The organism is Nitrobacter hamburgensis X14, assembly GCF_000013885.1.
GTDB classification, from domain to species: domain Bacteria; phylum Pseudomonadota; class Alphaproteobacteria; order Rhizobiales; family Xanthobacteraceae; genus Nitrobacter; species Nitrobacter hamburgensis.
The window spans coordinates 1473880-1487335 of sequence record NC_007964.1 but is presented as its reverse complement, the minus strand read 5'-3'; the positions used below and the strand labels follow the sequence as shown (position 1 = coordinate 1487335).

General features: G+C 63.4%; 12 protein-coding genes. 4 read left to right on the top strand and 8 right to left on the bottom strand.

Annotation, left to right across the window (positions count from 1 at the left end; all coding sequences use genetic code 11):
• Window positions 1-353 precede the first annotated feature (353 nt).
• From NHAM_RS06720 to NHAM_RS06710, 3 genes are read right to left on the bottom strand one after another with little or no spacing between them, the layout of a single operon-like run.
• Entirely contained in the window at window positions 354-1235 is an 882-nt protein-coding gene (locus tag NHAM_RS06720; RefSeq protein WP_011509834.1) for an MlaD family protein, read from the bottom strand.
• Window positions 1236-1255: 20 nt separating this feature from the next.
• A complete protein-coding gene (locus NHAM_RS06715) occupies window positions 1256-2026 on the bottom strand; it encodes an ABC transporter ATP-binding protein (protein WP_011509833.1) in 771 nt (256 codons plus the stop codon).
• A 2-nt stretch (window positions 2027-2028) separates the two neighbouring features.
• Window positions 2029-3162: an ABC transporter permease gene (locus NHAM_RS06710; RefSeq protein WP_011509832.1), complete on the bottom strand. Its 1134-nt coding sequence runs from the start codon at window positions 3160-3162 to the stop codon at window positions 2029-2031.
• A gap of 113 nt (window positions 3163-3275) precedes the next feature.
• Here NHAM_RS06710 and dgcA point away from each other — a divergent pair, with 113 nt between their 5' ends.
• Window positions 3276-4277, top strand: a complete 1002-nt coding sequence (dgcA, locus tag NHAM_RS06705) for an N-acetyl-D-Glu racemase DgcA (protein WP_198137008.1) — start codon at window positions 3276-3278, stop codon at window positions 4275-4277.
• A gap of 105 nt (window positions 4278-4382) precedes the next feature.
• On the top strand, window positions 4383-5474 hold the full coding sequence (locus NHAM_RS06700; protein WP_041357795.1) for a hypothetical protein: 1092 nt from the start codon (window positions 4383-4385) through the stop codon (window positions 5472-5474).
• Window positions 5475-5504: 30 nt separating this feature from the next.
• Here the strand turns inward: NHAM_RS06700 and NHAM_RS06695 are convergent, their stop codons facing one another.
• The 3 genes from NHAM_RS06695 to thiD all read right to left on the bottom strand — a co-directional run bounded on the left by NHAM_RS06695 (window position 5505) and on the right by thiD (window position 8238).
• Window positions 5505-6554 carry a glycosyltransferase family 4 protein gene (locus NHAM_RS06695; RefSeq protein ID WP_011509829.1) on the bottom strand — a complete coding sequence of 350 codons (1050 nt, stop codon included), beginning with the start codon at window positions 6552-6554 and terminating at the stop codon, window positions 5505-5507.
• Window positions 6555-7352, bottom strand: a complete 798-nt coding sequence (locus NHAM_RS06690; RefSeq protein ID WP_011509828.1) for a UDP-2,3-diacylglucosamine diphosphatase — start codon at window positions 7350-7352, stop codon at window positions 6555-6557. It lies immediately after the preceding gene.
• Between the two features lie 79 nt (window positions 7353-7431).
• Complete coding sequence (gene thiD / locus NHAM_RS06685; protein ID WP_011509827.1) at window positions 7432-8238, bottom strand: bifunctional hydroxymethylpyrimidine kinase/phosphomethylpyrimidine kinase; 807 nt, start codon at window positions 8236-8238, stop codon at window positions 7432-7434.
• Between the two features lie 191 nt (window positions 8239-8429).
• On the opposite strand from thiD, the gene NHAM_RS06680 reads away from it, so the two are divergent.
• Together NHAM_RS06680 and NHAM_RS06675 are read left to right on the top strand one after the other, a co-directional pair.
• Window positions 8430-8675, top strand: a complete 246-nt coding sequence (locus tag NHAM_RS06680; RefSeq protein ID WP_011509826.1) for an Lrp/AsnC ligand binding domain-containing protein — start codon at window positions 8430-8432, stop codon at window positions 8673-8675.
• Window positions 8676-9021: 346 nt separating this feature from the next.
• A complete protein-coding gene (locus NHAM_RS06675; RefSeq protein WP_011509825.1) occupies window positions 9022-9444 on the top strand; it encodes a CHRD domain-containing protein in 423 nt (140 codons plus the stop codon).
• Window positions 9445-9526: 82 nt separating this feature from the next.
• Here NHAM_RS06675 and NHAM_RS06670 read toward each other — a convergent pair whose 3' ends face one another.
• The gene (locus NHAM_RS06670) at window positions 9527-11830 is read right to left on the bottom strand and encodes a xanthine dehydrogenase family protein molybdopterin-binding subunit (protein ID WP_011509824.1); all 2304 of its coding nucleotides are present in this window, start codon (window positions 11828-11830) and stop codon (window positions 9527-9529) included.
• Window positions 11831-11893: 63 nt separating this feature from the next.
• Window positions 11894-13420: a murein biosynthesis integral membrane protein MurJ gene (gene murJ / locus NHAM_RS06665; RefSeq protein ID WP_011509823.1), complete on the bottom strand. Its 1527-nt coding sequence runs from the start codon at window positions 13418-13420 to the stop codon at window positions 11894-11896.
• Window positions 13421-13456 lie beyond the last annotated feature (36 nt).

Here is a 13456-nt window from a genome sequence, read left to right as displayed (position 1 = left end):
AGAACGGAGGCGCAAGCCTCCGTTTTTGTTGGCTAGAGCGTTTTGGAGCGAAGCAGGTCCTCGGGCTTGACCCGAGGATGGGTACCGGGCTCGCGTCAAGAAAACGCGTCAAAACAAAAAGCTGGAGCCCGGCTTTGATTCCATCAGAACGGAAAGCGCTCTCGAGTTTGATTCAACTGCTTTGAATCAAACTCTAAGCCTTATTTGATTGAGCATGATGTTGTCCGAAAACCGGTCTCCACCTTTCGGGATTATGCTCTAACGGCGAGCGAGAGACCGGATCGCACCCGGATATCGCGCGCCCGGCACCCGGGGATGAGCGGCAGGCGCAAAGATCGTGCCACGCAGCGCTCTTATCGCCTCCTCGGAGGGCGCACCGGTGTCGCCGGAGCCGGCGTATTGCTGCCGAGGCTTGGGCCAAACAGCAGACGGGTGGGATTACGATCCAGATTATTGACCGCCCGGCTGATGTCGCCAAGAGTGCGGCGTCCGTCGACCATCAGCGCGCCTGAGCGTTTGTTGAAATCATCGGCGAACTCGCGGACCGACTTCACCGTCTTAAGCAATTCGCCGCCGTCCTTGCCGCCGGCGATGGCGTTGAGGCCGAGCATCAGCTCATCCGTCTTGGTCATGACGCCGTCAGCCTTGCTCATCACCTCGTTGAACTTTTGCACCAGGTCGTCGATTTTCCCCGCGTTGTGGGCGAGCGAGGCCGTAAACGTCTCGACGTTCCGCAACGTGTTCTTCACGGCGGTCTCGTTCTCGGCGACGACGCGATTGACGTTTTGCAATGTCGCGCGGATCGACTCGGTCACGTCCCGCAAGCCGGCCGGATCGGCGGTAAGAGTCGGAACACCGTCCCCATCGAGGGGCACGGGCGACGCCGCAACCTCGCCGCCTTTCAGCGAAATCGCAGCAACGCCGGTCAATCCCTGGAATTCGAGCCCGACCCGGGTGTCCTTCCGGATCGGAGCAGCGTTTTCGACCATCGTCAGCGCAACAACGCGGCGTGGATCGTCAAGCTTGACCGACACCACCTCGCCGACACGGATGCCGTTGAAATTCACGCTGCCACCGTTGCGCAGGCCCGAAGCCGAGCCCTCAAACACGATACGAAGCGGACTGCGCGCCTTGCTGGAATGGAGGTTCTGGAACCAGAGAACGAAACCGAAGGCAGCCGCGATCACTGCAAGCGTGAACGATCCGATCAGGACGAAATTCGCCCGCGTTTCCATCAAATCTGCTCCGATACCGCTCAACCCACGACGGCGCGGGCACGCTTGCCGTGAAAATAGGCTCTCAACCAGGGATGCTGCGAGGCCAGCATGTCGGCCATCGATCCTGCTGCAATGATCTTACCGTTCCCTAAAACGGCGATGCGGTCGCAAGCCGTATGAAGGCTGTCCAGATCGTGGGTTACCATGAAAACCGTCAGCCCCAAAGTGCGCTGCAGCGTCCGCACCAGGTCGTCGAAATCCCCCGCCCCGATCGGATCGAGGCCCGATGTCGGCTCATCGAGGAAGACCAGCTCCGGATCGAGCGCCAGCGCCCGCGCCAGCGCCACCCGCTTGATCATTCCGCCCGACAGTTCGGATGGATAGCGGTCCGCGACCTCCGGCAGCAATCCGACCATGCCGAGCTTGGCGATAGTGATCTCGTCGAGCAGCCGCTGCGACACGTTGAGATATTCCCGCACTGGGAACTGGATGTTCTGACGGACGTTCAGCGACGAAAACAGCGCACCCTGCTGAAACAGCACTCCCCAGCGGCGTTCGACCGCGCGCCGCGCCGTCGGATCCGCAGTCTGGAGATCGACGCCGAAAACCTCGATGCTGCCGCCGATCTTCGGCACGAGCCCGATGATCGTGCGCGTCAGCACCGACTTGCCCGCCCCTGATGGACCGACGAAGCCGAGAATCTCGCCGCGCTTCACGTCCAGGCTCAAGCCGTCCAGCACCTTCGTGGCGCCGAACCGGACGGAGATGTCGCGAACGCGGACAATGGGATCGGATGCGTCGCCGGCCATTGCTACATGCCTATCGACGCGAAGAAGATCGCAAACACGCCGTCCATCACGATAACGAAGAAGATGCCTTTTACGACCGACGACGTGGTGCGTTGTCCGAGCGATTCCGCGCTGCCTTCCACAGCAAGCCCCTCGACACACGCAACGATCCCGATCACGGCCGCCATCACCGGTGCCTTGATCATGCCGACGACGAAGTGATCGATCGAGATCGCGTCGCGCAACCGGATGAGAAACGCCTCGGGCTGAACGCCGCCGTAAAGCCACGCCACCAGACCGCCCCCGTAGAGCGCCGCGATTGCGCCGAGAAACGCCAGGATCGGCAGCGCTATCACCAGCGCGAGCATCCGCGGCAGGACCAACACCTCGATCGGATCGAACCCCATGGTGCGCAGCGCATCGATTTCCTCGCGCATTTTCATGGAGCCGAGTTCGGCTGTGTAGGCACTCCCGGAGCGGCCGGCCACCATGATCGCAACCAGCAGCACGCCGATTTCCCGCAACACCAGAACGCCGAGCATGTCGACAACGAAAATATCCGCGCCGAATTTTCGGAAATGAAAGATGCCCTGCTGCGAGATGATGCAGCCGATCAGGAAGGTGATGAGGACAACGATCGGAACCGCGCGCCAGCAAACCTGCTCGAGATGATGGACAGTCGAGGTCAGGCGAAACGACCTCGGATGGCGCATGACCCGGCCGCTGGCGGCCAGCACCGCGCCCAGCATCCCGATCAGGCCCGTCAGGGTCGTTCCGAATCCGACAACGTTACGCCCGACATCCTCGATCAGACCTGTCAGCGCCCTCTGACGCGCCGGCGCCGGATCGGCGGCCGGGACGCGGCGAACCTCGTCGACCAGGCTTGAATAGTTCAGGGAAAGCCCTGCGATCTTCGCCTCGACACCGCCCTGGGTCAGACTGCGGCGCAGGCGTTCGATCAGCCATGCACCGAAAGTGTCGAGTCTCGAGATTTGCGACACGTCGATGAAGATATTGGGCCGGCTGCCGGCGAGTTTTTCCGCATCCGCCACGATCCGCTCGAGCGCCGGCGCGAAGCGAGCGGTCCAGGGCCCGGCCGCACAGAGCGCCAGACCATCGCCTTGCGCTATCTGCTCCAGTGTGGGATCGTCGGCCAACATCAACTCCACGCCAAATCTCTGCTATCAGAAGGCGGCACGATAACACGACGTCACCGGCTCGTGGGGTGTTATCCTTCCCGATCGTGGCTCCGCATTCGGACTTGTCCAGTTTGAAAACGTTGTCGGACGACGCAACCACGCTGCGGTGCCGGATCGAGCGCTGGCCGATCGCGGGCAGTTTCACGATCAGCCGCGGCGCGAAGACCGAAGCCATCGTGGTCGTCGCCGAGATAAGCCATGGCGGCCACACGGGGCGCGGAGAATGCGTTCCATATGCCCGTTACGGGGAAACTCCCGAGGGCGTTCTCGCTAGCCTCCTTGCGATGCAGGCCCCCCTCGCAGCGGGTCTGGATCGCCAATCCCTCGCGTCCGCCATGCCGGCCGGTGCGGCACGCAATGCACTGGACTGCGCGCTGTACGATCTCGAGGCCAAATGCAGCGGCCGGCGGATCTGGACGTTGCTGGATCGCCCGGCACCCGCCCCTCGTTCCACGGCCTACACGATCTCGCTCGGTTCACCTGAGGTCATGGCCGCGGCGACCGCCAAAGCCGCACATCGGCCCCTCCTCAAGATCAAACTCGGCGGCGATGGCGATCCCGAACGCATCGCCGCCGTGCGCAAACAGGCTCGAGAATCCGAACTGATCGTCGACGCCAACGAGGCATGGACACCTCACAACCTGGAGCGGAATCTCGCGGCATGCGAAGCCGCAGGCGTCACGCTCGTCGAACAACCCCTTCCCGCAGGCAACGACGAGGCGCTGGCGCGAATTCGCAGACCCATCGCCGTCTGCGCCGATGAAAGCGTCCATGACCGCGCCTCGCTCGACGGCCTTCGCGAACGTTACGACGCCATCAACATCAAGCTCGACAAGACCGGCGGCCTGACCGAAGCGCTGGCCATGGCGGACGCGGCGCAAGTGCTGGGCTTCGAGATCATGGTCGGCTGCATGGTCGCGACCTCGCTGTCGATGGCGCCAGCCATGCTGATCGCACAACAGGCCCGTTTCATCGACCTCGATGGTCCGCTGTTGCTGGCCGAGGACCGTAACGACGGTCTCCGCTACGACGGCAGCACGGTCTATCCGCCGGACGCCGCGCTCTGGGGCTGATCCGCGGGGGATTTCTGATTCGGATGACGTCAATTCAATTGCGATTCGCGGCGGATCATGGTGATCGTTACAATAAGGCGTAATGATTTGCGCGATGAGTCTGCCATGGCCGATGAAGCTTTTGCCCTGTCGCCGATTTCCGCCCGCGCTGCACCGCCCAGCGAGGCGGACTTCGACGCCATTCGCGAAGCCTTCATGGAGACGTCGCGAGGCCGCTGGTTTCTTGCCGAGTACGCCAAGCGCAACCGCAATGCCGACACCGCCATGGTACTCGATGCCGTTGCACGCATCGAGCAGACCGTCGCGGCTCAACAGCAGGCAGTGCCTGACGACGCATTGCCCAAGGCGCTCGCGGCGATCAGGAGCAGCCTCGCCGAAGCGAGAGCCGCCGCAGCCGCGGCATTCGACAAACGGACCAGAGACGATGCGCTCGCCCCGATCGAGAAGGGCGTACGCATCATTCGCGAAATCTCGTGGCGGTGGCGCGAGATCGGCGGCGATAGCCGGATTTGCGATCTTCTCGATTCGCAGGCCGGCGCGATCGAGAAAGTTCATGCACAGCTTGCCGCCAGAGACGACACGGCGGCGCTGCATGCCGCGTTCGGGTTGATCGAGACCACGCTCGACGAACTACCGGACTCGCCGGCCGCGACGGCTTCCCCGCCCCGGACCGAAACCGCGTCCTCGCCCCCGGCAACCGGCGACGAAGCCCTCGCCTCGCCTGAGGAAACCGCGGCGCCGAAGCAGGCAGTCGTCGACGCTGCGGTCTTTGAATCAGAAACGGCAGCTACCACGCTACACGAAGCGCAGGTCGATGCCATCGATGGAGCGATGACGACAAACGGACATCCGCCGGCCGACGCGATGAACGAACAGGACATGGCCCACGACGATGCCGTGCTCGACATGATCGCTCTCGAAATGGGCGCGCCCGATTTCGACGAACCCGAGACGGACTATCCCGGTATTGGCGATCCGGTGATTGCCGAACCGGAGCTGGCTATCGAGCCAATCGCGGGCAGCGACGATGCGCGCATTGATCGGGTGTCCGAATCGATGCCTGAGATTGCCGCGCCGCCTTCGCTCGGCGCATCCCTGCTGGCGAGCGGCATTGTCCAGCGCGCCACAACTCGCTCCGATCCGCTGGCTCCGATCAGGCGCATGACTCAAGCTGAAAAGATCGCGTTCTTTTCCTGATCTCCGCCTCCCATCGCGGACCTGCGCAGATCAGGCGATGAAACGCGGACCGGCAATGTGTGTATTTGCCGATCTCGCCTCAGCCGCACAAGCCTCGATGATATTGGTAACGAAGGCGCGAGCCGATTTCTCCCATGTCAGGCTTGCGGCAAACTCAAGGCAGGCCGCGGGCGCGATTTTCAGCGCCGCCAGGCACGCCGACCGTAAATCGTCGTCCAAAGCGGCGACCGCAGCGTCTCCGATGACGTCGCGGGGGCCGCTCACCGGAAAGGCCGCGACCGGAACGCCGCTCGCCAGCGCTTCAAGAAGAACCAGACCAAAGGTATCGGTGCGGCTCGGGAATACAAAGACGTCAGCAGCGGCATAGGTTTTCGCGAGTTGTTCGCCCGTGCGCGCGCCGAGAAAGACCGCATCCGGATAGGTCCGCTCGAGAGCCGCGCGCGCCGGTCCATCGCCGACGACAACCTTGGTCCCGGGAAGGTCGAGGCCGAGAAAAGCATCGAGGTTCTTCTCGACCGCAACGCGTCCGACCGACAGGAAGATCGGGCGCGGCAGGCCGAGGTCGGTCGCGCGCGGATGAAACAATCCGACGTCGACTCCGCGCGGCCATAACACCACATTGCGAAAGCCGCGCTGGCGCAATTCGCCCGCAAGCGCCGGGGTTGCCGCCATGACGGCCCTGCTGGCACCATGAAACCGACCTAGCGCGGCCCATATCCAGGAAACTGGAATCGGCGCCCGCGCCGAAACGTAGTCCGGAAAGCGGGTATGGAAGCTGGTCGTGAAGGGCCGCCCGTGCTTGCGGCAATAGCGGCGCACCAGAAGACCTATCGGCCCTTCGGTCGCGATGTGAATGCTGTCGGGATCGACTTCTGCAATCAGCGCGGCGATCCTGCCGGGCGCCGGCAGCGCGACGCGCAGCCCGGGATAGCCCGGCAGCGCAACGGTCCGGAACGACTGCGGGGTGAGAAAATGGATGTCGGCGCCAAGCGGCTTCGCCGCGGCGGCGGTCATCGCCAGCGTCCGCACCACGCCGTTGATCTGCGGATGCCACGCGTCGGTTGCGATCAGGATGCGCATTTACGCGGCACGCACACTCATCGGCACAACGGGCGACGATCGCCGCAGCGGATCGGTCCATGCGATGATCTCAAATCGGCCATCTTCGTGCTCAGCCAGTGCGGTGCAACTCTCCACCCAGTCGCCGCAGTTCATGTAGCGAATGTCATGCTCGTCGCGGATCGTGGCGTGGTGGATGTGACCGCAGATGACGCCATCGGCGCCGCGACGACGCGCCTCGCCAGCCAGCGTCTGCTCGAACGCACCGATGTAATTCACCGCGTTCTTGACCTTGAATTTCGCCCATTGCGACAGCGACCAGTATGGGAATCCGAACGAGCGGCGGAACGCGTTGACGAGGCGATTGATCCGGATCGCGAAGTCATAGGCCTTGTCGCCGAGGTGGGCGAGCCAGCGTGCGTTCTGGACCACGAGATCGAAGATATCGCCATGGATAACGAGATAGCGCCGCCCGTCGGCGCCCTCGTGGATCGCGTTCTCGACAACCTCAATGCCGCCGAAGTGCGTTCCGTAGTAGGACCGCAGGAATTCGTCATGATTGCCGGGCACGTAGATAACTGTCGCGCCCTTGCGCGCCTTGCGCAGCATCTTCTGGACGAAGTCGTTATGCGATTGCGGCCAGTGCCAGCTCGACTTCAGCGCCCAGCCATCAACGATATCGCCGACGAGATAGATCGTCTCGGCATCGTGATACTTGAGAAAATCCAGCAACTGGTCGGCCTGAGAGCCGCCGGCACCCAGATGGACGTCGGAGATGAACAGAGCCCGGAAACGGCGATCCGGATTGTCTTCATTCATCGCGTCGCTCCCCATGGCAGCGTAGCTACCATGCCGTCGTGACAAGGCGATGACAGGCACCATCCGGATGACGCCGCCGTCAGTCGCGATCCAGCCTGTGGAAATGATGGATCGGTCCATGGCCGTGACCGACGCCCAGCCGGTCCGCCGCGGCGATCGCCGCGGTGATGTAAGCCTTCGCGCCGCGCACCGCGGTCTCCATGTCGTCGCCCCTGGCAAGGCCGGCTGCGACGGCCGACGACAGCGAACAGCCGGTGCCGTGGGTATTTTTCGTGGCGAGGCGCGGAGCGGCAAGCGCCAGCACCCCCATCCGGGTGACAAGATAGTCGATGCTCTCGACGCCGTGCCCGTGCCCGCCCTTGATCAAGACCGCTGCGCAGCCCAGCGCCAGCAGTCGCCGGCCCTGCCGCGCGATGTCGCTTTCGCTCTCGGCAACGCCTTCGTCGAGCAACGCTGCGGCCTCCGGCAGGTTCGGTGTCATCAGTTGCGCGCGCGGAACGAGCCTGCTCCGTAATGCCTCCACCGCATCCGGCTTCAGCAGACGAGCCCCCGAGGTCGCGACCATCACCGGATCGAGCACCACTTGCGCGGGCGTCCAACGCAACAGGCCGGCGACGATGGCATCGATCACGGCGACTTCGGCGACCATGCCGATCTTGACTGCCCTGACATCGAGATCGGCAAACACCGCATCGATCTGCGCGGTCACGAAATCGGCCGGCACATGGTGGATTCCGGTGACGCCTTGCGTGTTCTGCGCCGTCAACGCCGTGATGACGGACGCGCCATAGACTCCAAGCGCCGCGAATGTCTTGAGATCAGCCTGGATTCCCGCGCCACCGCTGGAGTCGGATCCGGCGATGGTCAATGCAATGGGGACTGTCATCCGTCTTCTCGCGCGAGGGCCGCCGCCCGTCGGATCACGCCAACATAATCATCCCGGCGCGGCAGAGATAGTAGCGGACCGCCGCCGGGGAGCCTCGACAGGTCACCGATTGCCTGGATTTTCGGCGCAACTCGGTATCCACCCGGCCCGAAAGCGCTATATTGGAGCCTGACACCTGCCGGAGATACGCGATGGTTCCTTTCTTCGTTCAGTTCAAGTGCAAACTCGGCCAGTCCTATGCCGTCGCCAACGCTCTCGCGGAGGCCGAGATCGCTTCGGAGATCTATTCCACTGCCGGCGACTACGATCTGCTGGCGAAGTTCTATGTCGATAACGACACCGATATCGGGCATTTCGTCAACGAGAAGGTGCAGGTCATTCCCGGTATTCAGGATACCCACACCATCATCACTTTCAAGGCATTCGGAACGAAGTAGGCTCGCCCTCCGATACCCGATGCGGCCAGACGGTTCGGACGAAACGTCGGCGCGTAAAACATCCTGAACGGCGGAATGGCGAGACCTCCACCGAGCCGGGTCCGATCGGACGGTTTGGGGTTTGGGTACACCGCGCGGCCAAAGGAACATCCGACGGCGGTGAACGTTGTCAGGCCCGGAGTCGAGGCCCGGCAGCGTGCTGGCCGGAACGAACCTATGAGCCCAGGATCGTCAGCCACGGCACCCGGCCAAACCTCCGACGCACGCAGTCCGAAACAGTTCGGCAAAAATTGCGAATACCCTTGTTGGAACTTACGCCAACCCTGAACACTATGAGGAGAAAACGATGAAAACCACCAGGATTTTTCTCGCCGCCCTCACCCTCGCGGCTATTACGTTCGCAGGTCAGGCATCCGCTGAAAAGCTGAAAGCAACCCTGAACGGCGCATCCGAAGTGCCCGCCAATACCAGCAAGGGCACCGGGACGGTCGATGCGAATTACGATCCCGCGTCCAAGAAATTGACCTGGAAACTGACCTATTCGGGTCTGACCGGTCCGGCGACGGCCGCCCATTTCCATGGTCCGGCAGCCGCCGGCCAGAATGCGGGCGTTGCAGTTCCAATTCCCCATGCGACGTCGAGCCCGGCCGAAGGCAGCGCCACGCTGACCAATGCGCAAGCCGCCGAACTCCTGGCCGGCAAGCTCTATGTCAACGTCCATACCGCAGCCCATCCGGGCGGCGAAATCCGCGGTCAGGTTACGAAGTAAGCTCCGACCCAAATCGCGCGCACAAGACGTTCGGTAAAAGGGGCGAATCCGTTATTCGCCCCTTTTGTTGTTCGCCGGACAGTCACAGGCGATGCTGGCGCTGGCGCTCGCGGATCGCCATCCAGACCCGCTCGGGCGTGGCCGGCATGTCGATGTGGTCGATCCCGTACTCCCGCCACAGGGCGTCGATGATGGCGTTGACCACCGCCGGGCAGGAACCGATGGCGCCGGCTTCGCCCGCCCCCTTCACCCCGAGAGGATTGGTGACGCAGGGAACGTTGTGGGTCTCGAAGGTGATCGAGGTGCCGTCGGCCGCGCGCGGCAGCGCGTAATCCATCAACGTGCCGGTAATGAGCTGTCCGTCACTGGTATCGTAGACCGCTTGCTCCATCAACGCCTGACCGATGCCCTGCATGGTGCCGCCATGGATCTGCCCGGCCAGCAGAAGCGGATTCAACGTCATGCCGAAATCGTCGACGACGACATAGTTCACCAACTGGATCTTGCCGGTCGCCGGATCGATCTCGACTTCCACGACATGGGTGCCGTTCGGATAGGTGCCGTCGGCGCTGCTGAAGCTTTCGTTGGCCGTCAGCTTTGCAGGATCGGCGGCGCGCTTTGCGAGATCGACGAAGGAGATGGAACGGTCGGTGCCGGCGATCCGAACCGAGCCGTGGCTGATCTCGAGGTCGGCTGCACTGGTTTCGAGCGCCTCGGACGCGATTTCGCGGAGCTGGTCGCCGAGCTTGCGGGTCGCCCGCTCGACGCTGACGCCGCCAGAGGGAATCGAACTCGATCCGCCGGTGCCGAGACCGGAGACGACCACGTCGGTGTCGCCCTGGATCATATGAACCCGCTCAGGCGGAATCCCGAATTGATCGGCGATGATCTGCGCATAGGCGGTGGCATGGCCCTGCCCGCTCGACTGGGTGCCGATCAGCACCGTGACGTCGCCGTTGGGATCAAGCCGCACGTCGGCCCGTTCCTGGCCCATGGTGCCGCAAACCTCGACATAGCTTGCAAGCCCGATACCGCGCACCAGCCCCCGCTTTTTTGCGGCCTTGGCGCGCTTCGGAAATTCCTTCCAATTCGCGATCGCCATGGCACGCTTCAAATGCGCTGCGAAATTGCCGGAGTCGTAGACCTTGCCGGTCGCGGTCTTGTACGGCATCGCTTTCGGCGAAATGAAATTCCTGCGTCGGATCGCGTCCGGCGTCATGCCGAGCTTGCGCGCCGCGGCGTCGACCAAACGCTCCACCACATAGGCCGCCTCCGGGCGGCCCGCGCCGCGATAGGCGTCGACCGGCACGGTGTTGGTGAACACGGCGCGGACACGGCAATGAAACGCCTGGATATCGTAAAGGCCCGGCAGCATCCCGGCCCCGCCATACGGAATGTAGGGAGCGAAGGTCGAGAGGTAGGCGCCCATGTCTCCCATCAGATCGACATCCATGCCGAGAAATCTGCCGTCTGCCGCCAACGCCATGTGCGCGGTCGTGACGTTGTCGCGTCCCTGCGAATCTCCGATGAAATGATCCGACCTCTCGGCCGTCCATTTAATCGTCCTGCGAAGTTTTTTCGAGGCGACCGCCATCAGCGCATATTCGCGATAAGGAAACAGCCTGGTGCCAAATCCACCGCCGACGTCGGGGCAGATCACGCGCAGCTTCTCCATCGGCATCTTCAGAACAGACCGGCAGAGAATTTCGCGTAAGCGATGACTACCCTGACTGCCGACCGTCAGCGTCAGGCGATCGCGCCTGGCGTCATATTCGCAGACGGCGGCGCGCGTCTCCATGTAGTTGGTGACGATGCGCGGATTGACGATCGAAATTTCGGCCACGGCATGCGCCGTGGCGAGGGCTGTACCAGCCGCTGTCTTGTCGCCGATCGAAACGTCGAACAGCACGTTGCCGGCGTGATCGGGCCAGACCTGAGGCGCCCCCGTCTTCACCGCATTGGCGACACCGACGACCGAGGCAAGCGGCGTCCATTCGATCGCGATGGCCTCGAGCGCGTCGCGCGCGTGCTCGACCGTGTCGGCGACCACGAAAACAACGGCATCGCCGACATGCCGCACCTCGTCGCGGACGAGGATCGGATACGGCGGCGCGGTGAAGGGCTGGTCGGGTAGATTGAACTGGCAGGGCAAGCCGCCGAGTTCGGCGACGTCGGCTGAGGTGAGGATCAGGGCGACGCCCGGCAGACCGCAAGCGCGGGACACATCGATCTTGAATGTCGCATGGGCGTGCGGCGAACGCAGCATCAGCGCATGCAGCGCATCGGACGGCGCATGATCGTCGGTATAGCGGCCCTTGCCACGAATGAGCGCATCGTCTTCCTTGCGCCGAACGCTCTGGCCGATGCCGAATTTTACGGGCGCCATGGTATCTCCAGCTACATTCTCGAATGATCGTGATATTGCAGCGGAACCGCAGCGAGGGCAATGCTAGGCTCGCACCAGCGCCTTCAGCCAGCGCGGCCCGAACAGCAGTAAAATCGTGCCCGCATAGACGGCCGCGCCGACGATCATCAGCACCCCAAGAGCCGCTTCATCGCGCATCGTGCTCCAGTGCGCGAACTGCCCCGAGGCGAAGCGCGCGGTGAACCACAGTGCCGCCGCGAGCACCGCACCCGCGATGAGGAATTTGCCGAGCGAGACCAGCAACGGACGGCCGACCTCGAAGTATCCCGCCCGCACCGCAAATCCGATCACGAGCAGCAGATTGATCCAGGCGCCGACCGCCGTGGCAAGCGCGAGGCCGATCTGCGCGAGCGATCCCACAAGCGCGATTTTCAGCGCGACGTTGACCGCGACCCCGGTCAACGCGGCCTTCACCGGCGTCGCGGTGTTCTTGCGTGCGTAAAAGGCAGCAACCGCGCTGCGGATCAGGACAAAGGGAATGAGCCCCACCGCATAGGCGGCAAGCGTGGCGCCGGCTGCTGCCGCGTCCGCTTTCGAAAAAGCGCCGCGTGCGAACATCGCCCGCATGATCACATCGGGGACAGTCAGGAACGCGGCCACGAACGGCACCGAAAACAGCAACGTGAAATCGAACGCCCGGCGCTGCGATGCCATCGCGCCCTGGTGATCGCCGGCGGTGATCCGCCGCGACATCTCGGGCAGCAGCACGGTGCCGATGGCGATGCCGATCACGCCGATCGGCAGTTGATTGAGCCGGTCGGCGTAATACAGCGCCGACAACGCGCCGGCGGCGAGGAAGGTGGCGATGATGGTGTCGGCGAACATCGCGATCTGCGTGCCCATCGAACCGATCGTGGCCGGCCCCAGCGCGCGAAAGAAGCCGCGCACGTCGGCGTCGAGCGTTGGTCGCGTCAGGCGCGGGAGCAGACCCTGCCGCGCGGCGTCGGTCGCCAATAGAAAATATTGCAGGAAGCCCGAGATCAGCACGCCCCACGCCGCCGCATACCCGGCATTGGGGAAGAATGCCGCAAGCGCCAGCGTCACGATCATCGACAGGTTGAGGAAGATCGGCGCCGCAGCCGCGCTGGCGAAACGGTGCATGACGTTGAGCATCCCGCCGTACAGCGTCACCAGCGTGATCAAGAGAAGATAAGGAAAGGTAATCCTCGTTAGCGAAATGGCGAGTTCGCCGCGCACCGGGTCATCGACGAATCCGGGTGCCAGCAGCGCGATGACCTGCGGCATGAACAGCCATGCTATCGCCAGCAGGATCACCTGCGACAGCAACAGCAGCGTGAAAATGCGGTTGGCGAACAGCTTTGCGGAAGCCGGGCCGCCGCCAGCGACATGCGCGTAAGCCGGCACGAACGCCGCGTTGAAGGCTCCTTCGGCGAAGATCGCCCGGAAATGATTCGGCAGCCGCAGCGCTACGAAGAAGGCATCTGCGACCGGTCCGGCGCCGAGGATCGCCGCAAGCATGATGTCGCGCGCAAACCCCGTCAGTCGCGAGAGCAGCGTATATCCGCCGACGGTGAAAATGCGTCCAAGCATCCGGCGTTTCTACAGGATCGCCTCCCGGCGCAAAAC